General features: G+C 71.8%; 25 protein-coding genes. 16 read left to right on the forward strand and 9 right to left on the reverse strand.

All coding sequences use genetic code 11. The annotated features are described in order from the left end of the window. Window positions 1–12: 12 nt before the first annotated feature. Together IO24_RS0106395 and IO24_RS0106400 are read right to left on the reverse strand one after the other, a co-directional pair. Window positions 13–1119, reverse strand: a complete 1107-nt coding sequence (locus IO24_RS0106395; RefSeq protein ID WP_031132771.1) for an adenylate/guanylate cyclase domain-containing protein — start codon at window positions 1117–1119, stop codon at window positions 13–15. Between the two features lie 283 nt (window positions 1120–1402). Next, window positions 1403–2269: a biotin--[acetyl-CoA-carboxylase] ligase gene (locus IO24_RS0106400; RefSeq protein WP_031132773.1), complete on the reverse strand. Its 867-nt coding sequence runs from the start codon at window positions 2267–2269 to the stop codon at window positions 1403–1405. Between the two features lie 110 nt (window positions 2270–2379). On the opposite strand from IO24_RS0106400, the gene IO24_RS0106405 reads away from it, so the two are divergent. From IO24_RS0106405 to IO24_RS0106420, 4 genes are all read left to right on the forward strand, one after another. Next, window positions 2380–3984 (forward strand): acyl-CoA carboxylase subunit beta, encoded by a 1605-nt coding sequence (locus tag IO24_RS0106405; protein WP_031132775.1) that lies wholly within the window; start codon window positions 2380–2382, stop codon window positions 3982–3984. Between the two features lie 26 nt (window positions 3985–4010). Continuing rightward, window positions 4011–4220, forward strand: coding sequence for an acyl-CoA carboxylase epsilon subunit (locus tag IO24_RS0106410; RefSeq protein ID WP_031132777.1), 210 nt, complete (start codon window positions 4011–4013; stop codon window positions 4218–4220). Window positions 4221–4295: 75 nt separating this feature from the next. Then, window positions 4296–4424 (forward strand): morphogenic membrane protein MmpB, encoded by a 129-nt coding sequence (mmpB, locus tag IO24_RS47100; protein WP_107062905.1) that lies wholly within the window; start codon window positions 4296–4298, stop codon window positions 4422–4424. A gap of 33 nt (window positions 4425–4457) precedes the next feature. Next, window positions 4458–5078, forward strand: coding sequence for a Maf family protein (locus IO24_RS0106420; RefSeq protein WP_031132779.1), 621 nt, complete (start codon window positions 4458–4460; stop codon window positions 5076–5078). Here IO24_RS0106420 and IO24_RS0106425 read toward each other — a convergent pair. After that, on the reverse strand, window positions 5047–5523 hold the full coding sequence (locus IO24_RS0106425; RefSeq protein ID WP_037667498.1) for a hypothetical protein: 477 nt from the start codon (window positions 5521–5523) through the stop codon (window positions 5047–5049). The genes IO24_RS0106420 and IO24_RS0106425 overlap by 32 nt on opposite strands. Window positions 5524–5859: 336 nt before the next feature. On the opposite strand from IO24_RS0106425, the gene IO24_RS0106430 reads away from it, so the two are divergent. After that, window positions 5860–7632 carry an acetyl/propionyl/methylcrotonyl-CoA carboxylase subunit alpha gene (locus tag IO24_RS0106430; protein WP_031132783.1) on the forward strand — a complete coding sequence of 591 codons (1773 nt, stop codon included), beginning with the start codon at window positions 5860–5862 and terminating at the stop codon, window positions 7630–7632. Window positions 7633–8023: 391 nt separating this feature from the next. Here IO24_RS0106430 and IO24_RS0106435 read toward each other — a convergent pair whose 3' ends face one another. Then, on the reverse strand, window positions 8024–9010 hold the full coding sequence (locus IO24_RS0106435) for a DeoR/GlpR family DNA-binding transcription regulator (protein ID WP_078898880.1): 987 nt from the start codon (window positions 9008–9010) through the stop codon (window positions 8024–8026). 165 nt (window positions 9011–9175) lie between these two features. Next, window positions 9176–10624, reverse strand: coding sequence for an NAD(P)H-quinone dehydrogenase (locus IO24_RS0106440; RefSeq protein WP_031132786.1), 1449 nt, complete (start codon window positions 10622–10624; stop codon window positions 9176–9178). Window positions 10625–10720: 96 nt separating this feature from the next. Here IO24_RS0106440 and IO24_RS0106445 point away from each other — a divergent pair, with 96 nt between their 5' ends. From IO24_RS0106445 to IO24_RS0106455, 3 genes are all read left to right on the forward strand, one after another. Further along, window positions 10721–11158 (forward strand): gamma-glutamylcyclotransferase family protein, encoded by a 438-nt coding sequence (locus IO24_RS0106445; RefSeq protein ID WP_031132788.1) that lies wholly within the window; start codon window positions 10721–10723, stop codon window positions 11156–11158. A 106-nt stretch (window positions 11159–11264) separates the two neighbouring features. Next, on the forward strand, window positions 11265–12089 hold the full coding sequence (locus IO24_RS0106450) for a purine-nucleoside phosphorylase (protein ID WP_031132790.1): 825 nt from the start codon (window positions 11265–11267) through the stop codon (window positions 12087–12089). Between the two features lie 351 nt (window positions 12090–12440). After that, on the forward strand, window positions 12441–14078 hold the full coding sequence (locus IO24_RS0106455; protein WP_031132792.1) for a phospho-sugar mutase: 1638 nt from the start codon (window positions 12441–12443) through the stop codon (window positions 14076–14078). Here the strand turns inward: IO24_RS0106455 and IO24_RS47325 are convergent. Then, window positions 14044–14337, reverse strand: coding sequence for a hypothetical protein (locus IO24_RS47325; protein ID WP_420823200.1), 294 nt, complete (start codon window positions 14335–14337; stop codon window positions 14044–14046). The genes IO24_RS0106455 and IO24_RS47325 overlap by 35 nt on opposite strands. A gap of 108 nt (window positions 14338–14445) precedes the next feature. Then, complete coding sequence (locus IO24_RS0106460; RefSeq protein WP_031132794.1) at window positions 14446–15150, reverse strand: PH domain-containing protein; 705 nt, start codon at window positions 15148–15150, stop codon at window positions 14446–14448. A gap of 134 nt (window positions 15151–15284) precedes the next feature. On the opposite strand from IO24_RS0106460, the gene deoC reads away from it, so the two are divergent. From deoC to IO24_RS0106475, 3 genes are read left to right on the forward strand one after another with little or no spacing between them, the layout of a single operon-like run. Next, entirely contained in the window at window positions 15285–16247 is a 963-nt protein-coding gene (deoC, locus tag IO24_RS0106465) for a deoxyribose-phosphate aldolase (protein ID WP_031132801.1), read from the forward strand. A gap of 5 nt (window positions 16248–16252) precedes the next feature. After that, window positions 16253–17689 (forward strand): aldehyde dehydrogenase family protein, encoded by a 1437-nt coding sequence (locus IO24_RS0106470; protein WP_031132803.1) that lies wholly within the window; start codon window positions 16253–16255, stop codon window positions 17687–17689. Then, window positions 17682–18566, forward strand: a complete 885-nt coding sequence (locus IO24_RS0106475) for an aldehyde dehydrogenase family protein (protein ID WP_031132805.1) — start codon at window positions 17682–17684, stop codon at window positions 18564–18566. Before IO24_RS0106470 ends, IO24_RS0106475 begins: the two co-directional genes overlap by 8 nt. An 88-nt stretch (window positions 18567–18654) precedes the next feature. On the opposite strand, the gene IO24_RS0106480 is transcribed toward IO24_RS0106475, so the two are convergent. Then, window positions 18655–19050, reverse strand: a complete 396-nt coding sequence (locus tag IO24_RS0106480; protein WP_031132806.1) for a hypothetical protein — start codon at window positions 19048–19050, stop codon at window positions 18655–18657. 124 nt (window positions 19051–19174) lie between these two features. On the opposite strand from IO24_RS0106480, the gene IO24_RS0106485 reads away from it, so the two are divergent. After that, complete coding sequence (locus tag IO24_RS0106485) at window positions 19175–19810, forward strand: uridine kinase family protein (protein ID WP_234335151.1); 636 nt, start codon at window positions 19175–19177, stop codon at window positions 19808–19810. Window positions 19811–19977: 167 nt separating this feature from the next. Here IO24_RS0106485 and IO24_RS0106490 read toward each other — a convergent pair whose 3' ends face one another. Then, entirely contained in the window at window positions 19978–20751 is a 774-nt protein-coding gene (locus IO24_RS0106490) for a SigE family RNA polymerase sigma factor (RefSeq protein WP_031132810.1), read from the reverse strand. Between the two features lie 237 nt (window positions 20752–20988). Between IO24_RS0106490 and afsQ1 the strand changes: the two genes are divergently transcribed. From afsQ1 to IO24_RS0106510, 4 genes are all read left to right on the forward strand, one after another. Beyond that, a complete protein-coding gene (gene afsQ1 / locus IO24_RS0106495) occupies window positions 20989–21666 on the forward strand; it encodes a two-component system response regulator AfsQ1 (RefSeq protein ID WP_053675520.1) in 678 nt (225 codons plus the stop codon). Next, the gene (locus IO24_RS0106500) at window positions 21663–23267 is read left to right on the forward strand and encodes a sensor histidine kinase (RefSeq protein WP_031132814.1); all 1605 of its coding nucleotides are present in this window, start codon (window positions 21663–21665) and stop codon (window positions 23265–23267) included. Before afsQ1 ends, IO24_RS0106500 begins: the two co-directional genes overlap by 4 nt. Further along, window positions 23264–23884: a hypothetical protein gene (locus tag IO24_RS0106505; RefSeq protein ID WP_031132816.1), complete on the forward strand. Its 621-nt coding sequence runs from the start codon at window positions 23264–23266 to the stop codon at window positions 23882–23884. Before IO24_RS0106500 ends, IO24_RS0106505 begins: the two co-directional genes overlap by 4 nt. A gap of 85 nt (window positions 23885–23969) precedes the next feature. Next, on the forward strand, window positions 23970–24551 hold the full coding sequence (locus tag IO24_RS0106510; RefSeq protein WP_031132818.1) for a VanZ family protein: 582 nt from the start codon (window positions 23970–23972) through the stop codon (window positions 24549–24551).

Consider the following 24551-nt stretch of genomic DNA (forward strand, 5'->3'; position numbering starts at 1 on the left):
CCCATGGGCCGGTTACGGCGCGCCGTCCCGCCGCGTGAGCAGCCACGGCTCCACGACGCCCAGCCCACGCACCGGCCGCTGCCACATCGGCTGCAGCCCGAACCGGTACACCGGGGGCTCCTCGCCCTCCTTCTCCGCCGCCGCGGCCTCGTCGGCCGCCTCCGCCTCCGAGGCCGGTGCGTCCTGCGTACGGATCAGTTCCTCGGCGAAGGCGGTGTCGACCAGGACGGCGTCCTTCGGAGCTATCGAGGTGAGCCGGGAGGCCAGGTTTACCGTCGTACCGAACACATCACCCATACGGGTGGTCACCGTGCCGAAGGCCATGCCGACGCGCAGCTCCGGCATCGTCTCGTCATGCGCCATGGTCTCGATCAGCCGCAGGGCGATCTCGGCGGCCGTGCCCGCGTCGTCGGCGGCATAGAGCACCTCGTCGCCGAGGGTCTTGATCAACCGCCCGCCGTTCGCGGCCACCAGGTCGGCGGCCGTGGTCTCGAAGGCCTCGACCAGTTCGCCGAGCTCCTCCTCCTCCATGCGGCGGGTGAGCCGCGTGAACCCGACCAGGTCGGCGAAGCCGACGGCGAGGCGCCGGTCGACCATCTCCTCGTCGTCGGCCGCCTGCACGACCCGTCCGGCCGAGGCGGCGAGCTGCCGACGCCAGACGTAGACCAGGAACTCCTCCAGCTCGGGCAGGAGCAGCTCGACGATCGGATACGTCACCTCGGTGCGCGTCATGCCCGGCTCGGGCGGCTCGGTCAGGCCCTCCAGGAAGGAGTCGATCTGCCACTCGGCGAGCCGCGCGGTGGTCTGCCCGGTGGACCGGGCCACCTGCACGGCCATCGCCTCGCTCAGCAGCCCCGCCTCGACGAGGCCGGCGAGGCGCCGCAGTGCGAGCACGTCGGCCTCCGTGAGGGCCTTGGCCTGGCCGATGTCGGCGAAGCCCATGGCCCGCCAGAAGCGGGAGGCCAGCTCCATGGAGACACCGGCGCTGCGGGCCGCCTGAAACGGGGTGTAGCGGCGCTCGGCGCCCAGGATGAGCCCTTCGAGGCGCAGGGCGAGCGGATCCTCGCCGGAGTCGGCGCCCTGCGCGTCCTCGCCGGAACCCGAGTCGTCGACGGTCACGCGTGTTGCCCTTCCGATCTGTCACGGTCATGTATCGACCGGCCTCAACTCTACGGCAGGTGTGCGCCAGCTCACTCCGTTAGGTTCAGCAGGAGGGTGAGGTGAGGTACCCGGCGTGTCCGAGGCACCCGGCGTTGCCCCACCGTCCCCAGGTGTCTCCGCCCCCTGGACCCCCGATCGGCCCGAACGGCCTCGTCCTCGATCGCCGGACGGGCTGATGGTGCCCACCGGCGCTGCGAAGGCCGCCGGGTTGCGCAACCCCCCGCCCCACGCCGAGCACCTGTCAGGCGGGCCGCAAGTGGACGATGTCCCCGGCGCCGACAGGCTCCTGCACGCCCTCCCCGGTGGCCAGCACCAGGCGTCCGTCGCCGTCCACGGCCACCGCCTCTCCCACCACGGCCCGGTCCCCCGGCAGCTCCGCCCGGACCACACGGCCGAGCGTCGCGCAGCCTGCCGCATATGCCTCGTGCAACCCGCACACGCCCGGGTCGCCCCCGGCGGCGCGCCACTTGCCGTACCAGTCCTCCAGCGAGCGCAGCACCCCCCGCAGCAGCGGATCCCGGTCCGTGCTCACCGCCCCGGCCAGTCCCAGCGAACCCGCCGTCGGCACGGGCAGCTCGTCCTCCCTGAGGGAGACATTGATGCCGACCCCGATGACGACCCCGTCGTCGCCGGCCCGCTCGGCCAGGATCCCGCCGGCCTTGCGTTCCGCTCCCCCCACCGTGACCAGCAGGTCGTTCGGCCACTTCAGGGCCGTGTCCACGCCCGCCGCCCGCGACAGGCCCGTCGCCACCGCGACCCCCGTGAGCAGCGGCAGCCAGCCCCACCGCGCCACCGGCACCTCGCCCGGAGTGAGCAGGACGGAGAAGAAGAGGCCTGAGCGGGGCGGTGCCGTCCACTGGCGGTCGAGGCGGCCGCGGCCGGCCGTCTGCTCCTCGGCGACCAGCACCGCGCCCTCGGTCGCCTCGCCCTTCGCCGCCCGGGCCACCAGATCGGAGTTCGTGGAGCCGGTGCGCTGCACCACCTCCACCTCCGACCACAGCCCGCCCTGCCGCACCAGCCCCCGGCGCAGGGCGGTGATGTTGAGGGGCGGACGGTCCAGGTCCGACCACCGGCTTCCGTTCGGCTCTGATGCATCTCGCGGCGTCATGCAAGCCACCCTAGGTGTGGTAAACGCCGCACTGCCGATGCGGAGGCACCCCACTACTCTACGGATGAGTAACCGTCCCCCCTTTTGAGCAGGCAGGGAGCCGCATCCCGATGTCCGAGCCGGAAGAGCAGCAGCAGCCCGACATTCACACGACCGCGGGCAAGCTCGCGGATCTGCAGCGACGCATCGAGGAAGCGACACACGCCGGCTCCGCTCGTGCCGTCGAGAAGCAGCACGCCAAGGGCAAGCTGACGGCCCGTGAGCGGATCGAGCTCCTGCTCGACGAGGGCTCCTTCGTCGAGCTCGACGAATTCGCCCGGCACCGCTCCACCAACTTCGGCCTCGACAAGAACCGCCCCTACGGCGACGGGGTCGTCACCGGGTACGGCACCGTCGACGGCCGCCCGGTCGCCGTGTTCTCCCAGGACTTCACCGTCTTCGGCGGCGCCCTCGGCGAGGTCTACGGCCAGAAGATCGTCAAGGTCATGGACTTCGCCCTGAAGACCGGCTGCCCGGTCATCGGGATCAACGACTCCGGTGGCGCCCGCATCCAGGAGGGTGTGGCCTCGCTGGGCGCGTACGGCGAGATCTTCCGCCGCAACACCCACGCCTCCGGCGTGATCCCGCAGATCAGCCTGGTCGTCGGCCCGTGTGCGGGCGGCGCGGTCTACTCCCCGGCCATCACCGACTTCACGGTCATGGTCGACCAGACCTCGCACATGTTCATCACCGGCCCCGACGTCATCAAGACCGTCACCGGTGAGGACGTCGGCTTCGAGGAGCTGGGCGGCGCCAGGACCCACAACGCGACCTCCGGAGTCGCCCACCACATGGCGGGCGACGAGAAGGACGCCATCGAGTACATCAAGCAGCTGCTGTCGTACCTGCCGTCCAACAACCTCTCCGAGGCGCCGGCCTTCCCGGAGGAGGCCGACCTCGAGGTCGGGGACGAGGACCGCGAGCTGGACGTGATCGTCCCGGACAGCGCGAACCAGCCGTACGACATGCACACGGTGATCGAGCACGTCCTCGACGACGCCGAGTTCTTCGAGACGCAGCCGCTGTACGCGCCGAACATCGTCACCGGCTTCGGCCGGGTCGAGGGCCGCCCGGTCGGCATCGTCGCCAACCAGCCGATGCAGTTCGCCGGCTGCCTGGACATCAAGGCCAGCGAGAAGGCCGCCCGCTTCGTGCGGACCTGCGACGCCTTCAACGTCCCGGTCATCACGTTCGTCGACGTCCCCGGCTTCCTGCCCGGCGTCGACCAGGAGCACGACGGCATCATCCGCCGCGGCGCCAAGCTGATCTACGCCTACGCCGAGGCGACCGTCCCGCTCATCACGATCATCACGCGCAAGGCCTTCGGCGGCGCCTACGACGTCATGGGCTCCAAGCACCTGGGCGCCGACCTGAACCTCGCCTGGCCCACCGCCCAGATCGCCGTCATGGGCGCCCAGGGCGCGGTCAACATCCTGCACCGCCGCACCATCGCGGAGGCCGAGGCGGGCGGTGAGGACCTGGAGGCGGTGCGGGCCCGGCTGATCCAGGAGTACGAGGACGCCCTCCTCAACCCCTACGTCGCAGCCGAGCGCGGCTACGTCGACGCCGTGATCATGCCGTCCGAGACCCGCCGGCACGTCGTACGGGGGCTGCGTCAACTGCGTACGAAGCGGGAATCCCTGCCTCCGAAGAAGCACGGCAACATCCCCCTCTAGCCCCCGCGAGCCCCCAGGAGGCCCACATGACGATCAAAGTCGTACGGGGCAACCCGACCCCGGAGGAGCTGGCCGCCGCCCTGGCGGTGGTCAGGGCGCGCGCCGCGGCGGCGGCGGCAACGCCGCCCGGCGCGCCGGCCACCCGCGACTCCTGGTCCGACCCGTCCCGTATCGCGGCCCACCGCCTGCCCCAGCCGGGGCCGGCGGCATGGGGCCGTACCTACTGGCCGGGGTGACCTGTGGGGGTGGGCCTGACAAGTTGAGTACGCGTACTCAGGCGTCGGCCCACCCCCCGTCCGACCATGGAAGGCATGCTGTGGTCCGACCCCGAGAACGAACCGCCCGAAGAACTGCGTGACACGCAGGACATGCTGCGGCGGCTGAGCGTTCTCCTGGCCCTGGCGATGGTGCTCGCGATGATCGTGATCGGAGTGAGGTGAGTCCGCCTCGCCCGGGTGACTAACCTGACGGGCATGACTGCTCAGCGCCGCAGGCGACTCGTCCTCGCCTCCCAGTCCCCCGCCCGGCTCGGACTGCTCCGCCAGGCCGGCCTCGCCCCCGAGGTCATCGTGAGCGGCGTCGACGAGGACGCCGTCACCGCCCCCACCCCCGCCGAGCTGGCGCTCGCCCTCGCCGAGGCGAAGGCCTCCGTCGTGGCGGCCCGGCCGGAGGCCAAGGGCGCGCTCGTGATCGGCTGCGACTCGGTGCTCGACCTGGACGGCCGGGCCCTCGGCAAGCCGGCGGACGCCGAGGAGGCCACCGCCCGCTGGAAGTCGATGCGCGGCCGCGCCGGCACCCTGCAGACCGGCCACTGCGTCTACGACACGCTCACCGGCCGCTACGTCTCCGCCACCGCCTCCACGGTCGTCCACTTCGGCGAGCCCACCGACGAGGAGGTCGCCGCCTACGTCGCCTCGGGCGAACCCCTCTACGTCGCCGGGGCGTTCACGCTGGACGGCCGCTCGGCCCCGTTCATCGACGGCATCGACGGCGACCACGGCAACGTCATCGGCATCAGCCTGCCCCTGGTCCGCCGGTTGCTGGCCGAACTGGGCGTGGGCATCACGGAGTTGTGGGCGCCGGCGGAGAAGTGACCGGGGACCCGTCGCCGCTCTTCCCGCCCCCGGGCGCGGCGTCGGCGGGCTCCGCCGGACGGTCGTACGTCATCAGCAGCAGCACGATCACGGCGAGGACCAGCACCATGAACAGGAACGCGGGCCAGCCGACCAGGCCCCAGGTGACCGCGCCCAGCACCCCGTGCACGACCGCCGCACTGATCAGCAGTACGCGTCCGAAGCCCGCCGGGGGCCGGTCCCGCAGCGCCACGAGCAGGGCGACCAGGCCGCACAGGGCGAAGTAGAGGCCGAAGGCGATCCCGCCGATCTTCGACGACACCGACATCATGTGCGGGTCCAGCCCTGCCAGCGACATGTCCTGCCGGTCGACGACGACCCCCAGGAACCAGTTGAGCACCGCGACGCCGAACGCCTCGGCGAACAGCACCACCGCCACGACCCACGCCACCGGCCTGCGTATCACCGGGCCCACCCTCTTCCGTTATGAGACATCGCGAACGCTACTAACCGGTAAACCGCGGGACAAGGGTTCGACCGCGGGCAAAGAATCATTGGGCCATTCGTAGGGACTCCACAAAGAAACCGAGTGGCCCGCAGCACGTGATGACAGAGACCTTGACCACAGGAGAGGGCTAGGGTTTCCCGGAGGAGTACTGCGTACCGCGGTGCGACAAGGGATTTCGCGGGTTGAGCGGCCACGCATCACGCTCCGTGTGGGCAAGCTCACCACTGGGGACGGGTCGTAGTGCCGTGTCGGCAGTCCCTAAACTCGGCTTGTTTCAAGGAGGGAGCCTCAATCGTGCGCAAGGTGCTCATCGCCAACCGTGGCGAAATCGCTGTCCGCGTGGCCCGGGCCTGCCGGGATGCCGGTATCGCGAGCGTGGCCGTCTACGCGGACCCGGACCGGGACGCTCTGCATGTCCGCGCCGCGGATGAGGCGTTCGCCCTGGGCGGTGACACCCCGGGCACCAGCTACCTCGACATCGAGAAGGTGCTGAAGGCCGCCCGCGAGTCGGGCGCGGACGCGATCCACCCCGGCTACGGCTTCCTCTCCGAGAATGCCGAGTTCGCGCAGGCGGTCCTGGACGCGGGCCTGATCTGGATCGGCCCGCCGCCGCAGGCGATCCGGGACCTCGGTGACAAGGTCGCCGCCCGGCACATCGCGCAGCGCGCGGGTGCCCCGCTGGTGGCCGGTACGCCCGACCCGGTGTCCGGTGCGGACGAGGTCGTCGCGTTCGCCGAGGAGCACGGCCTGCCGATCGCGATCAAGGCCGCCTTCGGTGGTGGCGGTCGGGGTCTGAAGGTCGCCCGCACCCTCGAAGAGGTGCCGGAGCTGTACGACTCGGCGGTCCGTGAGGCCGTCGCCGCGTTCGGCCGGGGCGAGTGCTTCGTCGAGCGGTACCTGGACAAGCCGCGGCACGTGGAGACCCAGTGCCTGGCCGACACCCACGGCAACGTGGTCGTCGTCTCCACCCGTGACTGCTCCCTCCAGCGCCGGCACCAGAAGCTGGTGGAGGAGGCCCCCGCGCCCTTCCTGTCCGAGGCGCAGGTGGCGGAGCTGTACTCCGCCTCCAAGGCGATCCTTAAGGAGGCCGGCTACGTCGGCGCCGGCACGGTCGAGTTCCTCGTCGGCCTCGACGGCACGATCTCCTTCCTGGAGGTCAACACGCGTCTCCAGGTGGAGCACCCGGTCACCGAGGAGGTCGCCGGCATCGACCTCGTGCGCGAGATGTTCCGCATCGCCGACGGCGAGGAGCTCGGCTACGGCGACCCGGAGCTGCGCGGCCACTCCTTCGAGTTCCGCATCAACGGCGAGGACCCGGGCCGCAACTTCCTCCCGGCACCCGGCACGGTCACGACGTTCGCCCCGCCGTCCGGCCCGGGTGTGCGTCTGGACGCGGGGGTGGAGTCCGGCTCGGTCATCGGCCCGGCGTGGGACTCCCTGCTGGCCAAGCTGATCGTCACCGGCCGTACGCGCAAGGAGGCGCTGCAGCGGGCCGCCCGCGCGCTGGAGGAGTTCCAGGTCGAGGGCATGGCGACGGCGATCCCCTTCCACCGTGCGGTGGTGAAGGACCCGGCGTTCGCGCCGGAGCTCACGGACTCGTCCGACCCGTTCACGGTGCACACCCGCTGGATCGAGACGGAGTTCGTCAACGAGATCAAGCCGTTCGCCGCGCCGGCCGATGTGGACGCGGACGAGGACCCGGGCCGCGAGACGGTCGTCGTCGAGGTCGGCGGCAAGCGTCTCGAGGTCTCGCTGCCGTCGTCGCTGGGCATGTCGCTGGCCCGTACGGGTCTCGCGGCGGGCGCCAAGCCGAAGCGCCGCGCGGCGAAGAAGTCGGGCCCGGTGGCCTCCGGCGACACCCTGGCCTCCCCGATGCAGGGCACCATCGTCAAGGTCGCCGTCGAGGAGGGCCAGGAGGTCAAGGAGGGCGACCTGGTCGTCGTCCTGGAGGCCATGAAGATGGAGCAGCCGCTGAACGCCCACCGGTCGGGCACGATCAAGGGCCTGTCGGCCGAGATCGGCGCGTCGGTGACGTCGGGCGCGGCGATCTGCGAGATCAAGGACTGACGTTCCCCCCCCCTGGCGCGGCAGACCCACCCCTCGGGGGGCGGGGCCGCGCCGGGGGGTGTCCGTCCTCGGAACGGCGCGATGGGGTCGGACGCCGACTGACCGTCCGTCGACGCGCCAACCGCTGCGGGCAGACACCCCCCGACACGTCCCCTTGCGTCGTCCGGCGGGTGCGGGTCGCCCGAGCTGCGGGCAACCGTGCCGCCAAGGACAGCCGCACGGGTGGGCGCAGGCGGCACCCCGGTCCCCGTAGCCTGCGGGCATGCGTGCCGCCTGGGGCGGCACGGGTGGGCGCAGGCGGCACCCCGGTCCGCCGGGCTGCGGACCCACCAGGCCTCAGCGACAACGCCGGGGGCCTGAACAGCAACCGCGGCTCAGCCCACCGTAGGCGTCAACGCCGCCGCAGATCAGCCACCCGCGCCCGCTCCGCCCCGGGACTCTGCTCACCCAGCATCGAGGCAGAGGCAGACCTCAACTGCCCCCCAGCCCCCGGCACCTGCCGCCGAGGCCCGGGCAGCGGCACATCCCGGCGCTGCTGACGACCCGGGACGGCATCACCCCCGGGGCCCCCCGCGCCCGACCCCGCCGAACCCCCTTGCCCCCCGGCCACGGCGATCTGCACGCCCTGGTCGGCAAGCGCCTGGAGTTCCGTGGCGGCACGGTCGTCGTGGGCGGGCGGCTCGTCCGTGACGAGGCGCGTGATGAGATCCGTCGGCACGGTCTGGAACATGGTGTCGGTGCCGAGCTTGGTGTGGTCGGCGAGCACGACCACCTCCGCCGCGGCCTGCACCAACGCCCGGTCGACGGATGCCGACAGCATGTTGGACGTGGACAGCCCGCGCTCGGCGGTCAGCCCGCTCCCGGACAGGAACGCCCGCGACACCCGCAGCCCGTGCAGGGACTGTTCGGCCCCGCTGCCGACCAGCGCGTAGTTCGAACCGCGGAGCGTACCGCCGGTCATCACGACCTCGACCCGGTTGGCATGCGCCAACGCCTGGGCGACGAGGAGGGAGTTGGTGACGACGGTCAGCCCGGGCACCCGGGCGAGCCGGCGGGCCAGCTCCTGGGTCGTCGTACCCGCCCCGACCACGATCGCCTCCCCCTCTTCCACGAAGTTCGCGGCGAGGTCGGCGATGGCGGTCTTCTCGGCGGTCGCGAGATGAGACTTCTGCGGAAAGCCGGACTCCCGCGTGAAACCGCCCGGCAGTACCGCACCGCCGTGCCGGCGGTCGAGGAGTCCTTCTGCCTCCAGCGCGCGCACGTCCCGCCGTACGGTCACTTCGGAGGTCTGGACGACGCGGGCGAGCTCACGGAGCGACACGGCCCCGTTCGCTCGCACCATTTCGAGGATCAATTGGCGACGTTCTGCAGCGAACACGAAACTGACAGTAACGCCAGCGACCGTCTGCTTTCAGCAGTTTGCGCTGAATAGCAGAAGATGTTCGCACAGTGCAGCGGGAAGTGGTATAAGGCCTAGTCCCGCCGCCTATGCCGTACGAATGGTCGAACACTCCCCGTGACCAGCGAGGAGTCGGTTTCGGCCTCAGCCGTCGCCGTTCTCCTTACGGGTGTGCAACTGCCGTGCCACCTCGGCGATCGAGCCCGACAGGGAGGGATAGACGGTGAAGGCGTTCGCGATCTGTTCGACTGTCAGATTGTTGTCGACCGCGATCGAGATGGGGTGGATCAGTTCCGAGGCGCGCGGCGCCACGACGACACCGCCCACCACGATGCCCGTGCCCGGCCGGCAGAAGATCTTGACGAAGCCGTCGCGGATGCCCTGCATCTTCGCGCGGGGATTGCGCAGCAGCGGCAGCTTCACGGACCGGGCGTCGATCTTCCCGCCGTCGACGTCGGCCTGCGTGTAGCCGACGGTGGCGATCTCCGGGTCGGTGAAGACGTTCGACGAGACCGTCTTCAGGTTCAGCGGGGTCACGGCGTCGCCCAGGAAGTGGTACATGGCGATGCGGCCCTGCATGGCGGCCACGGAGGCAAGGGCGAACACGCCGGTCACGTCACCGGCCGCGTACACGCCCGGCGCGGTCGTACGCGAGACCTTGTCCGTCCAGATGTGGCCGGACTCGCGCAGCCGGACGCCGGCGTCCTCCAGCCCCATGCCCGCGCTGTTGGGCACGGCGCCGACGGCCATGAGGCAGTGCGAGCCGGTGATGACCCGCCCGTCGGCCAGGGTCACCTCGACCCGGTCCCCGACCCGTTTGGCCGACTGCGCGCGGGAACGCCCCATGACGTTCATGCCGCGCCGCCGGAAGACGTCCTCCAGCACGGCGGCCGCGTCCGGGTCCTCGCCCGGCAGCACGCGGTCCCGCGACGACACGAGCGTCACCCGCGACCCGAGCGCCTGGTAGGCCCCGGCGAACTCGGCACCGGTCACACCCGACCCGACCACGATGAGCTCCTCCGGGAGCTCGTCGAGGTCGTACACCTGGGTCCAGTTCAGGATCCGCTCGCCGTCCGGCAGGGCGTCGGGCAGCTCACGGGGGTGCCCGCCGGTGGCGATGAGCACGGCGTCAGCCGTAAGCGTCTCTTCACTCCCGTCGGCGGTGCGCACCACGACCTTGCGCGACCCGTCGAGCGCCTGCATGCCCTCCAGACGTCCGCGCCCCCGCATGACACGCGCCCCGGCACGCGTCACGGAGGCGGTGATGTCGTGCGACTGGGCGAGCGCGAGCCGCTTCACACGCCGGTTGACCTTGCCCAGGTCGACACCCACCACCCGGGCGGCCTGCTCCATGGGCGGGGTGTCGTCGGCGACGATGATCCCCAGCTCCTCGTAGGAGGAGTCGAAGGTGGTCATCACCTCGGCCGTGGCGATCAGAGTCTTCGACGGCACGCAGTCGGTGAGCACCGACGCCCCGCCCAGACCGTCGCAATCGACGACGGTCACCTCCGCGCCGAGTTGAGCGGCCACCAGCGCCGCTTCGTATCCGCCGGGTCCGCCACCGATGATCACGATCCGAGTCACGTACTCCATTGTCCCGCACCGCTCGAGGTGCCACCGCCCCGGGGCCCGCCGATGCGCCTGTTGTTACGACAGTGACGCCGGGGCCGCCTGCCGTACCCTCTCCCCATGTCGCTCTACGCCGCGTACGCCGGCAACCTCGACGCGCGGCTGATGTCCCGCCGCGCCCCGCACTCGCCGCTGCGCGCCACCGGCTGGCTGAACGGCTGGCGGCTGACCTTCGGCGGCGAGCACATGGGCTGGGAGGGCGCGCTGCCGACGATCGTGGAGGACCCGCTCTCCCAGGTCTTCGTCTCGCTGTACGACATCGCCCCGATGGACGAGGAGTCGCTCGACCGCTGGGAGGGCGTGGGCCTCGACATCTACCGTCGTACGCGCGTACGGGTCCACACCCTGGACGGCGAGGAATCCGCCTGGGCCTTCACCCTGAACGCGTACGAGGGCGGCCTGCCCTCCGCCCGCTACCTGGGTGAGATCGCCGACGCGGCCGAGTCGGCCGGCGCCCCCCACGACTACGTGATGGAGCTCCGCAAGCGCCCCTGCTGACGGCCGCCCGCGCGAGCCGCCTCGTCGGAAACGACAAGACAACGATCGCCACCCCGTGAGCTCTGCCATCTACGCGCGTAGGCTTTCACCGGCTACCCTCATCGGCGTGAACGCATCTCTTCTTCCGGACGACATCCAGGGCGACCCCCACGCGGCCGCCGACGCCGCCGCGGCCCGCCTGCGCGAACTCACAGGCGCCGAGACCCACGACGTCGCCCTCGTGATGGGCTCCGGCTGGGCTCCGGCCGTGGACGCCCTGGGCGCACCCGAGGCCGAGTTCCAGGTCACCGAGCTCCCCGGTTTCCCGCCGCCGGCGGTGGAGGGCCACGGAGGCAAGATCCGCTCGTACCGGATCGGCAACAAGCGGGCGCTGGTCTTCCTGGGCCGTACGCACTACTACGAGGGCCGCGGGGTGGCCGCGGTCGCCCACGGCGTCCGCACCGCGGTCTCGGCCGGCTGCAAGACGATCGTCCTCACCAACGGCTGCGGCGGCCTGCGCGAGGGCATGCGCCCCGGCCAGCCGGTCCTCATCAGCGACCACATCAACCTCACCGCCACCTCCCCCATCATCGGCGCGAACTTCGTCGACCTGACCGACCTGTACTCGCCGCGGCTGCGGGCCCTGTGCAAGGAGGTCGACGCCACCCTGGAGGAGGGCGTCTACGCCCAGTTCCCCGGCCCGCACTACGAGACTCCGGCCGAGATCCGCATGGCCCGTGTCATCGGCGCGGACCTGGTGGGCATGTCTACGGTCCTCGAGGCGATCGCCGCGCGCGAGGCCGGCGCCGAGGTCCTGGGCATCTCCCTCGTCACCAACCTCGCCGCGGGCATGACGGGCGAACCCCTGAACCACGAAGAGGTCCTCCAGGCGGGCCGCGACAGCGCCACCCGCATGGGCTCCCTGCTGGCTCAGGCCCTGGGCCGCCTCTAAGGGACGCTTCTGCAGGTCGTCCGGCGCCTGCGGGCCCGTGGTGGCTGGTCGCGCAGTTCCCCGCGCCCCTAGGGGGTTGCAGTCGCCTGCGCGAGAAGGCAGCCGCCGCGGCGCGCTCCCGCCCCCGCGTACGGCGAGAAGGGGACATGTCGGGGGGTGTCCGCCCGCAGCGGTTGGCGCGTCAACGGGGGGTTAGTCGGTACGCAACCCCATCGCGCCGTTCCGAGGACGGACACCCCCCGGCGCGGCCCCGACCCAAGACCGGCGGCGGGCAAGAACGCGCACCCCCACCACCCCGCGCAGGCCGCCGCAGGCACACCCACACCACACCGGAGAGGCTGACACCACACCGTGCACGACGAACTCATCGCACAGGCCCAGGCGTGGCTCACCGATGACCCCGACCCGGAAACCCGCACCGAGCTCGCCCGCCTCATCGACGCCCGGGACCACACCGAACTCGCCGCCCGGTTCGGCGGCACCCTCCAGTTCGGCACCGCCGGCCTCCGCGGAGAACTCGGCGCCGGCCCCATGCGCATGAACCGCTCGGTCGTCATCCGCGCCGCCGCCGGCCTCGCCGCGTACCTCAGGAAGCAGGGCCACGGCGACGGCCTCGTCGTCATCGGCTACGACGCCCGCCACAAGTCCCACGACTTCGCCCAGGACACCGCCGCCGTCATGACCGGCGCCGGCCTGCGCGCCGCCGTCCTCCCCCGCCCCCTGCCGACCCCCGTGCTCGCCTTCGCGATAAGGCACCTCGGCGCGGTCGCGGGCGTGGAGGTCACCGCCAGCCACAACCCGCCCCGCGACAACGGCTACAAGGTCTACCTCGGCGACGGCTCCCAGATCGTCCCCCCGGCGGACGTCGACATCGCGGCGGAGATCGCCGCCGTCCCGTCCCTCACCACCGTCCGGCGCCCCACCGAAGGCTGGGACACCCTCGACGACAGCGTCCTCGACGCCTACCTCGCGCGCACGGACGCCGTACTGTCCGAGGGCTCCCCCCGCACCGCCCGCACGGTGTACACGGCGATGCACGGCGTCGGCAAGGACGTCCTCCTGGCCGCCTTCGCCCGCGCCGGCTTCCCGGAACCGGTCCTGGTCGCGGAGCAGGCCGACCCCGACCCGGAGTTCCCGACCGTCGCGTTCCCCAACCCGGAGGAACCCGGCGCGATGGACCTGGCCTTCGCCACGGCACGCGCCGCCGCGTCCGCCCCGGACCTGATCATCGCCAACGACCCGGACGCGGACCGCTGTGCCGTCGCCGTACAGGAAGGCGCCGAGTGGCGCATGCTGCGCGGCGACGAGGTCGGCGCCCTGCTCGCCGCCCACCTGGTCCGCCGCGGAGCGACCGGCACGTTCGCGGAGTCGATCGTCTCGTCGTCCCTCCTCGGCCGTATCGCCGAGAAGGCGGGCCTTCCGCACGTCGAGACCCTCACCGGCTTCAAGTGGATCGCCCGCGCCGAGGGCCTGCGCTACGGCTACGAGGAGGCCCTCGGCTACTGCGTGGACCCCGACGGCGTGCGCGACAAGGACGGCATCACGGCCGCGCTGCTGATCACGGAGCTGGCCTCACAGCTCAAGGAGGAGGGCCGCACGCTCCTCGACCTGCTGGACGACCTGGCGGTGGAGCACGGACTGCACGCGACGGACCAGCTCTCGGTCCGCGTCGAGGACCTCTCCCTCATCGCCGCCGCGATGCGCCGCCTGCGCGAACAGCCCCCGACGGAGCTGGCCGGCCTGCCGGTCATCCGTACCGACGACCTCACCAAGGGCACGGCCGGACTCCCGCCCACGGACGGTCTGCGCTACACCCTCGACGGCGCCCGGGTGATCGTCCGCCCGAGCGGCACCGAGCCGAAGCTGAAGTGCTACCTGGAGGTCGTGGTCCCGGTCGGGTCCCACAAGGACCTTCCGGCGGCCCGGGCGAAGGCGACGGAGGCCCTGGAGTCGATCAAGCGCGACCTGTCGACGGCGGCGGGCATCTGAGGCGGGCATCTGAGGGCGGTGCCCCGCGGCACCGCCCCCTGCCGATGACCCAGGTGCTCTTCCGGGCGGCCTCCCGCCGCTGCGGCTTGCCGAGAGGCGCCCGGGAGAGGTCGTCGGCGGGGACCTGAGGTTCTTGCAGCCGTACCCGCGCTGCTCCCAGGTGGCCATCCTCGGCCTCCCGGGAGTCCAGCAAGCGGAAGGCGATGGCGGGCCGCACGGCAACGTCGTACGTGAGGCCCCTCTCGGGCCTGAAGGCCACGCGCAGGACGTCGTGCTCCGCGCGGTGGCACGGGTGCTCGCCCCGAGCCCGACTTCGTGGAGCGCGCCGGTTCCACCGCTTTTCGCGGCGGACCCGCCGGCCCGGCGGTCAGCCCACCGCCAGCAGGATCAGCACCAGTACCGCCCCCGCGGCCGTCGGCGCCAGCACCTCGTAGGCCCACCGCACGGTCACCTCGCCCCGGGCCGACTCCGCCTGGTGCCGTGCCTCGTGCAGCCCACGCAGCTCGTCCATGATGCGGTCGGTCTCCGCCCGCGCGGGCCCGTCCGACACGGGCTCGTGGCTCAGGCCCTGCCCCAGCCCGGCGGTCATCCCGAGGGCGCTGCCGCGGGTCTCTTCCCGCCCCATTTCCCGCCGGGCCTGCGCCGTCGCCCGCATCTCGCGCCGGGCGGCCTTCTTGCGGGCGCGCAGCGAGACCGGCACGGCCCACAGCTGGTACTTCGCGCCGGACTCGGTGAGGACCTCGTTCGAGTAGGAGGAGCGCAGCGAGGCGACCTGTCCCCAGGGCACGACGACGACGCGGAAGGGGTTGCGGATCCGCAGCCGGTCGTCGCCGGCGTACACGGCCGGCCGGAGTGTGAAGGCGGTGACCAGCGGGACGACCAGGAGCAGCACGGCGAGCGCGAGCCACGGCGTGCGCCCCTCTCCGGTGATCGCCGCGTCGATGCCGAGCCACCCGGCGATGGCGAGGAGCAGCACGCCACCGGCGATGGCCGGGGCCGACCGGTACACCCGGTCCTTCGACTCGGGCTCCGGAGGCTGCGGCGCCGGTGACTGGGATTCGGGGCTCGTCATGTCTCGATTCTGCCGGACCCGTCCGCACGTCCCGCATCCGCCCAAGGGCAGTCGCCGGCAGTCGCCGGATCGGCTCCAGGACATTCGGAGGGCTGTACAGCCGCTACGCGCGTAGATATGCTCGTCTGGTGACCATGCCCAGTTCTGCACTCACCGCAGCTCACCCCCTCAAGGACGTCGCCGCGTCCGACAGCGCGCTGCGCCGCTTCCTTCACGGGCTCCCCGGCGTCGACGCGGTCGGACTGGAGGGCCGTGCGGCCTCCCTCGGCACCCGTTCGATCAAGGCGACCGCGAAGGCGTACGCCATCGACCTCGCCATCTCGATGGTCGACCTGACGACGCTGGAAGGCGCGGACACCCCGGGCAAGGTCCGGGCGCTCGGCGCGAAGGCGGTCCGGCCCGACCCGACCGACCGTACGACCCCCGGCACGGCCGCGGTCTGCGTCTACCCCGACATGGTGGCCGTGGCCAAGGAGGCCGTCGCCGGCAGTGGCGTGAAGGTCGCCTCGGTCGCCACGGCGTTCCCGGCCGGCCGCGCCGCGCTCGACGTCAAGCTGGCCGACGTGCGCGACGCGATCGCCGCCGGTGCCGACGAGATCGACATGGTCATCGACCGCGGGGCGTTCCTGGCGGGCCGATACCTGAAGGTGTACGACGAGATCACCGCCGTGAAGGAGGCCTGCGGCACCTCGGCGCGCCTGAAGGTCATCTTCGAGACGGGCGAGCTCTCGACGTACGACAACATCCGGCGCGCGAGCTGGCTCGGGATGCTGGCGGGCGCGGACTTCATCAAGACCTCCACCGGAAAGGTCGCGGTCAACGCGACCCCGGCGAACACGCTGCTCATGCTGGAGGCAGTGCGTGACTTCCGGGCGCAGACCGGCATCCAGGTCGGTGTGAAGCCGGCCGGCGGCATCCGCACCTCCAAGGACGCCATCAAGTTCCTCGTGCTGGTCAACGAGACGGCGGGCGAGGACTGGCTGGACAACCACTGGTTCCGCTTCGGCGCCTCCTCGCTGCTGAACGACCTGCTGATGCAGCGCCAGAAGCTGGCCACCGGCCGCTACTCCGGTCCCGACTACGTGACGGTGGACTGATCACCATGGCACCCGTATTCGAATACGCCCCGGCCCCCGAGTCGCGCGCGATCGTCGACATCGCGCCCTCCTACGGCCTGTTCATCGACGGCGAGTTCACGGAGGCGGCCGAGGGCCGGGTCTTCAAGACCGTCTCGCCCGCGACCGAGGAAGTCCTCTCCGAGATCGCCCAGGCCGGTTCCGAGGACGTCGACCGTGCGGTGAAGGCCGCGCGCCGGGCCTTCGAGAAGTGGTCGGCGCTGCCGGGCGCGGAGCGCGCCAAGTACCTGTTCCGCATCGCGCGGATCATCCAGGAGCGCAGCCGGGAGCTGGCCGTCCTGGAGACCCTGGACAACGGCAAGCCGATCAAGGAGACGCGCGACGCGGACCTCCCCCTGGTCGCCGCGCACTTCTTCTACTACGCGGGCTGGGCCGACAAGCTCGACCACGCCGGCTTCGGCGCCGACCCGAAGCCGCTCGGCGTGGCCGGACAGGTCATCCCCTGGAACTTCCCCCTCCTGATGCTGGCGTGGAAGATCGCCCCGGCGCTGGCGACCGGCAACACGGTCGTGCTGAAGCCGGCCGAGACCACTCCCCTCTCGGCGCTGTTCTTCGCGGACATCTGCCGCCAGGCGGGCCTGCCCAAGGGCGTCGTCAACATCCTCCCGGGCTACGGCGACGCGGGCGCGGCGCTGATCGCCCACCCGGACGTGAACAAGGTTGCCTTCACCGGCTCCACGGCCGTGGGCAAGGAGATCGCCCGCACGGTCGCCGGGACCCGCAAAAAGGTCACGCTGGAGCTGGGCGGCAAGGGCGCCAACATCGTGTTCGACGACGCCCCGATCGACCAGGCCGTCGAGGGCATCGTCAACGGCATCTTCTTCAACCAGGGCCAGGTCTGCTGCGCCGGCAGCCGCCTGCTGGTGCAGGAGTCGATCCAGGAGGAGCTCCTGGAGTCCCTGAAGCGCCGCCTGTCCACGCTGCGTCTCGGCGATCCGCTGGACAAGAACACGGACATCGGCGCGATCAACTCCGAGGAGCAGCTCACGCGTATCACCTCGCTCGTCGAGCAGGGCGAGGCGGAGGGCGCGGAGCGCTGGTCTCCGGCGTGCGAACTGCCGGAGAGCGGCTACTGGTTCGCGCCGACGCTGTTCACGAACGTCACCCAGGCGCACACGGTCGCCCGGGACGAGATCTTCGGCCCGGTCCTGTCGGTGCTGACGTTCCGCACACCGGACGAGGCGGTCGCCAAGGCCAACAACACGCCGTACGGCCTGTCCGCCGGCATCTGGACGGAGAAGGGCTCCCGCATCCTCGCGGTCGCGAACAAGCTCCGTGCGGGTGTCGTCTGGTCCAACACGTTCAACAAGTTCGACCCGACGTCGCCGTTCGGCGGTTACAAGGAGTCGGGCTTCGGCCGCGAGGGCGGCCGCCACGGCCTGGAGGCGTACCTCGATGTCTGATCGGCTCAACGTCCTGAAGACCTACAAGCTGTACGTCGGCGGGAAGTTCCCGCGTTCCGAGAGCGGCCGGGTGTACGAGGTGACGGACTCAAAGGGCAAGTGGCTGGCGAACGCGCCCCTGTCCTCCCGCAAGGACGCCCGGGACGCGGTCGTCGCGGCCCGCAAGGCGTTCGGCGGCTGGTCCGGGGCGACGGCGTACAACCGGGGCCAGGTCCTCTACCGGGTCGCCGAGATGCTGGAGGGCCGCCGCGAGCAGTTCACCCGCGAGGTGGCCGACGCCGAGGGCCTGTCGAAGTCCAGGGCGGCGGCGGTCGTGGACGCCACGATCGACCGCTGGGTCTGGTACGCGGGCTGGACCGACAAGATCGCCCAGGTGGTGGGCGGCGGCAACCCGGTCGCGGGCCCGTTCTTCAACCTGTCCTCCCCCGAGCCGACGGGCGTGGTCGCGGTCCTGGCGCCGCAGGAGTCGTCCTTCCTGGGCCTGGTGTCGGTGCTCGCCCCGGTGATCGCCACCGGCAACACGGCGATCGTGGTGGCGAGCGAGAAGGCCCCGCTGCCCGCGCTGTCCCTGGCCGAGGTGCTGGCCACCTCGGACGTCCCCGGCGGCGTGGTCAACGTCCTCTCGGGCCGCACGGCGGAGATCGCGACCCCGCTCGCCGCCCACCAGGACGTCAACGCGATCGACCTCGCGGGCGCCGACGAGGTCCTCGCGAAGGAACTGGAGATCGCGGCGGCCGACAACCTCAAGCGCGTTCTCCGTCCACAGCCTGTGGATTATTCGGAGACGCCCGGCATCGACCGCCTGACGGCGTTCCTGGAGACCAAAACGGTCTGGCACCCCACGGGGTCACTGGGCGCGTCGGGTTCCTCGTACTAGGCAGGCGCCCCTCACAGCGGAAGTCCCGGCCCTCCTCCGTCCGGGAGGGCCGGGACTTCTCCCGTGCGCGCCTGTCGCCGTAGAGGACCTACGGTGCGAGCAGCCCCGCCACCTTCCCCACCACCGGCATGCTCTCGATCGACGGGGCCTGCGCCACCGGCCCCGTCACCTCCCGGGACGTCATCGGCTTGAAGTCGGCGACCTCGGTGCCGACGCTGTTGTCGAGCGGGTCGACTCCCGTGCCGGCCAAGGGGTTTGGCTTGAGGCCCGCGGCCGCGCCGGTGGCGTGGCCCACGGTGTCCGTCGCGGCCTGCAGGCCGGTCTGGGGGTCGGTTTCGCCGAGGGACGTGTGGACCACGTCCAGGACCGAGTCGGTGGCCGCCGCGGCCGTCGCCGTGCCCGCTCCCAGTGCCACTCCCGCGGTCGCGAGGACGACCAGGACGCGCTGGAGGGTCGGGTTCTTGGGAGAGTCATACCGGGCCATCGCTGCCACCTTCTGATGCACTGGGTAATCGAATCGACGCACAGGGTAGTTGAGGTGTGACGCGCGCATCAAAGGCGACCCGCGGGGCGTACGGCCCCCGCTGGATGCCTCACACTGGTGTCCCGTGAGTTCTCCACTGCCCATACCGACGCGAGTCGTGCTGCTCTGCGGCCCTTCCGGCTCCGGCAAGTCCCTTCTCGCGGCCCGCTCCGGCCTCCCGGTGCTGCGGCTCGACGACTTCTACAAGGAGGGCGACGACCCGACCCTGCCCCTGGTGGCGGAGAGCTCCGACATCGACTGGGACCACCCGGACTCCTGGGACGCGGACACGGCCGTCGCCGCGATCACCCGGCTGTGCCGCACGGGCCGTACGGAAGTTCCCGTCTACGACATCTCGCTCAGTGCCCGCACCGGCGGCGAGACGGTGGACATCGGGCGGACCCCGCTGTTCATCGCGGAGGGTATCTTCGCCGCGGAGATCGTCACGCGCTGCCGTGAACTCGGGGTCCTCGCCGACGCGCTGTGCCTGAGCCGCGGCCCGGTGAAGACCTTCCGCCGCCGCTTCCTGCGGGATCTGAAGGAGGGCCGCAAGTCGGTGCCGTTCCTGCTGCGCCGCGGCTGGCGCCTGATGCGCCAGGAGCGCACGATCGTGGCCCGCCAGACGGCGCTCGGCGCGTACGCCTGCGACCGCGACGAGGCGATGGGCCGGCTCGCGGCAGCGGTGGCCGGCCGGTGCGCGGGCCTCCGTACGGCGGCCTAGTCGGTCAGGGCACAGAGAAAGCGGGACTGGACGGACCCCCCGGCCCTCCAGCCCCGCTCCTGTGCTCCCCCGTTGTCCTCCCCCTGGTCCCCACTCCCCTGTGGAGACGCCCCCCAGCGTCTCCCCAGTTCCCCCGTGGGCCCCCTTGTGGTGCTCCCCCCCGGCCTTCAGGCGACGAGCTCGCCGAAGGCGTCCTCCTCGTCACGGCCGAAGCTGAGGACCTCGTCCTCGCGCAGCCGGCGGAGCGACCGCCAGATGCTGGACTTCACCGTGCCGACACTGATGTCGAGGATCTCCGCGATCTCCGGGTCCGTGCGGCCCTCGTAGTAGCGCAGGACCAGCATGGTGCGCTGGAGTTCGGGCAGCCGGGCCAGCGCCTGCCACAGGACCGCGCGCAGCTCGGTGCCGCGCATCGCGTCCGTGTCGCCGGCCGTCTCCGGCAGTTCCTCGGTCGGGTACTCGTTGAGCTTGCGGCGCCGCCAGGCGCTGATGTGCAGGTTGGTCATGGTGCGGCGGAGGTATCCGCCGACCGCCGCCTTGTCACTGATCCGGTCCCACGCCCGGTAGGTCGAGAACAGCGCGCTCTGCAGCAGGTCCTCGGCCTCGAAGCGGTCACCGGTGAGGTGGTAGGCGGTTGCGTACAGGGAGGCGCGGCGCTCCCGGACGTAGGCGGTGAACTCCGCCTCCGTCAGCGAACGGCGCTCCCCCGAGCCCTCCCCGTACGCTGCTCCCCCGGCGGTGCCCGCGGCGGCTGCCGCCGCGGACCCCTTGTTGATCTCCCCCGTGGGTGCGTCAACCACCGTCATGTAGGCGGTGTGCTGACGCCCGGTGCCGCGAGCGCACCCCCGCCCGCTCACGGCACCGGACTTCTCGGAACCCCGGTGCACGTCGTGCAGACGCGTGACAACTGCGCTGGTGCTGATGCCGTGCAGCGTGTTCATCTCGCGCCCCCCGTCGTGGACTTCCGTTGTGCGGCCCGCCGGTCGGGCGGGCTTTCTTGCCTGTGCCGAGAAGCTTGCCGCGGCACTTTCATGGCCGTGTCCGCCGACTGTCACAGACCTGTCACAGGGGTCGGCCACAGGTCGACCACAGGTCCTGCACACGCGTCGGCGGTACCGGCCGCACCGAGTGGGCCCCACCGGTCGAACCCCGAGCCCTCCATGGGCCAGAATGAGCGCGTGCCTTCCCTGTTGCTGATCGAGGACGACGACGCCATCCGGACGGCCCTGGAGCTCTCACTGACGCGCCAGGGTCACCGCGTGGCGACCGCTGCCAGCGGTGAGGACGGTCTGAAGCTCTTGCGCGAGCAGCGGCCGGATCTGATCGTGCTGGACGTGATGCTGCCCGGCATCGACGGGTTCGAGGTGTGCCGGCGCATCCGGCGCACGGACCAGTTGCCGATCATCCTGCTGACCGCGCGCAGCGACGACATCGACGTGGTGGTCGGGCTGGAGTCCGGCGCCGACGACTATGTCGTCAAACCGGTGCAGGGGCGGGTGCTCGACGCCCGGATCCGGGCCGTGCTGCGGCGCGGCGAGCGGGAGTCGAACGACGCGGCGAGCTTCGGCAGCCTCGTCATCGACCGCTCGGCGATGACGGTGACGAAGAACGGCGAGGACCTCCAGCTCACGCCGACCGAGCTGCGGCTGCTGCTGGAGCTGAGCCGGCGGCCGGGCCAGGCGCTGTCCCGGCAGCAACTGCTGCGGCTGGTGTGGGAGCACGACTACCTGGGCGACTCGCGGCTCGTGGACGCCTGCGTCCAGCGGCTGCGCGCCAAGGTCGAGGACGTGCCGTCGTCCCCGACGCTGATCCGTACCGTGCGGGGTGTCGGTTACCGGCTGGACGCGCCTCAGTGACCCAGGCGCACCAAGGGGGGGCCCGCGGCTGGACCGGGGCGCGCAAGGGAGTTCTGTCGCGGCTGCGCTTCACCAGCCTGCGGCTGCGACTGGTCGTCGTCTTCGGCCTGGTGGCCCTGACGGCCGCCGTGTCCGCGTCCGCGATCGCGTACTGGCTCAATCGCGAGGCCGTGCTGACCCGCACCCAGGACGCCGTGCTGCGCGACTTCGAGCAGGAGATGCAGAACCGGGCGGGCGCGCTGCCCGCACGCCCGACGCAGGACGAGCTGCAGCACACAGCGGGCCAGATGGCGGGCAGCGACCAGCGCTTCAGCGTGCTGCTGGTCGGCCGCGACACCGAGGGCAGGACCGTCTACGGCAGCTCCGGCGGGCTGAACGGCTTCTCGCTGCGCGACGTGCCGGTCTCGCTGCGCACGGCGGTCAACAAGACGCAGAAGCTCGACGGGGCCGACAAGCACCCGCACCACCTGTACTGGCAGCGGATAGTCGACCACGACACGCCGTACCTGGTGGCCGGTACGCGGGTGATCGGCGGCGGCCCGACCGGTTACATGCTCAAGTCGCTGGAGCCGGAGGCCAAGGATCTCAACTCGCTGGCCTGGTCGCTGGGCATCGCCACGGGGCTCGCGCTGATCGGCTCGGCGCTGCTCGCGCAGGCCGCGGCGACGACCGTGCTGAAGCCGGTGCAGCGGCTCGGGGCGGCCGCGCGGCGGCTCGGCGAGGGCAAGCTGGACACCCGGCTGCGGGTGTCGGGGACCGATGAACTGGCCGATCTGTCCCGGACGTTCAACAACGCGGCCGAGGCACTGGAGAAGCGGGTCGCCGACATGGCCTCGCGGGACGACGCGTCCCGGCGGTTCGTGGCGGACATGAGCCATGAGCTGCGGACGCCGCTCACCGCGATCACCGCCGTGACGGAGGTGCTCGAGGAGGAGCTGGAGGCGGAGACCGGCAGCATGGACCCGATGATCGAGCCCGCCGTCCGGCTGGTGGTCAGCGAGACGCGGCGGCTCAACGACCTGGTCGAGAACCTGATGGAGGTCACCCGCTTCGACGCGGGCACCGCCCGGCTCGTCCTGGACGACGTCGACCTCGCCGACCAGATCACCGCCTGCATCGACGCCCGCGCCTGGCTGGACGCGGTCGAGCTGGACGCCGAGCGCGGCCTGCACGCCCGCCTGGATCCGCGGCGCCTCGACGTCATCCTGGCCAACCTCATCGGCAACGCGCTCAAGCACGGCGGCTCCCCGGTGCGGGTGTCCGTGCGGGAGGCGGACGACTCGATCGTCATCGAGGTGCAGGACCACGGGCCCGGCATTCCGGAGGACGTCCTGCCGCACGTCTTCGACCGCTTCTACAAGGCCAGCGCCTCCCGGCCGCGTTCCGAGGGCAGCGGCCTGGGGCTGTCGATCGCGCTGGAGAACGCCCACATCCACGGCGGCGAGATCACCGCGGCCAATTCGCCCGACTCGGGCGCGGTGTTCACCCTGCGGCTCCCGCGGGGCACGTCCCCCGCGGAGGAGCAGCCCGCCGAGGACGAGCCGGCGCCCGAGGGCGGCACCGACCGGCCGCGGGGCGAGGACTCGAAGGGGAACGCATGAGGACCGCACGTGTCGCGGCCGTGTCTCGTCTGCTGGCCGTACCGGCGCTCGCCGTGCTGCTGGCCGGCTGCGGCATCCGGGCCACGGAGGTGCCGACGAACTTCGGGCCCGCGCCCTCGCGGGTGCAGTGCTCGCTCTCCGAGCCGGACGTCTCGACGCAGGCGGCCCGGGGACTGCCGGTGCAGGTGTTCCTGCTGTGCGGGTCCTCGCTGGTGACCGTCGACCGGACCGTGCGGGTCCCGGACGGCGCGGCCGACTCCGAGCGGCGCATGCTCGTCGCGCAGGGCCTGCTGGACCAGCTCGCCACACCGCCGTCGGCCGCCGAGAAGGAAGCCGGCTACAGCACGGACGTCCGCGACGGCATCACCGTCGGCGGGCCGCGTCCCGGCGACCCGGAGGACACGCTGCGGCTGAGCACGGCACCGGCCGGTCTCACCTCGTACGCCCTCGCACAGGTCGTCTGCACCTTCTCCGACTCGGCTGCGGCCGAGGGCGACGGATCGGTGGTCCTGGGCGGACCCGGCGCGGAGGCTCCGCGCCGCTACGAGTGCACCGACGAGGTGCGGGCGCGGCCGGGCAGCAAGGAACCGCCGTCGAAGGACGTGGCCGGGGAGTGACCCGCCCGGGCTGTGGCGCATGCCTCACACGCCAACCGGGCCCCCTCCCGGAACCGATCCGGCCGGAAGGGGCGTCTAGGGGGGCGTGCAGCGTCAAGGCTCCATCGGCGGCAGCGCCGCGTTCCGCATCCGTGTGACAGGAGGTGTCCTCCTCGTCGCCCATCTCGCGTTCGTCGCCTGGTTCACGCTGCGTCCGCTGGACGTGCCCTGGGTGATGCCCGCCAATCTGCGGCCGTTCGCCGGCGTCCGGGCCGATCTCGCCCTGGGCTGGCCCGAGGCGGCCCGCCACATCGGCGAGAAGCTGGCGCTGCTCGCCCCGCTGGGCGTGCTGCTGCCGATGGTGAGCGGCAGGCTGGCCGTCTCTCCACTGGCGTCCCTGCTGCGCACCGTCTCGGCCGCCGCCCTGCTGTCGTGGGGCATCGAACTGCTCCAGACCGGCGTGCCCGGCCAGGTCGTCGACGTCGACTCGCTGTTCCTCAACACCGCGGGCGTGGCCCTCGCGCATCTCGCGCTGGTCCCGGCGGGCCGCTCCTGGCTGCGCCGCCGTACCACCGGCCTGCTTCATACGCCCCTCCCCCCGGAGGAGCCGGCTCAGGGTCGGACCCCGACGATTCCCAGGGTCGGGATCGCCCCGTGGAGCGACGCTTTGCCCCCTTCGTCTCCGTAG

The sequence above is a fragment of the Streptomyces flavovariabilis genome (genome assembly GCF_000725785.1).
Taxonomy (GTDB): domain Bacteria; phylum Actinomycetota; class Actinomycetes; order Streptomycetales; family Streptomycetaceae; genus Streptomyces; species Streptomyces hawaiiensis.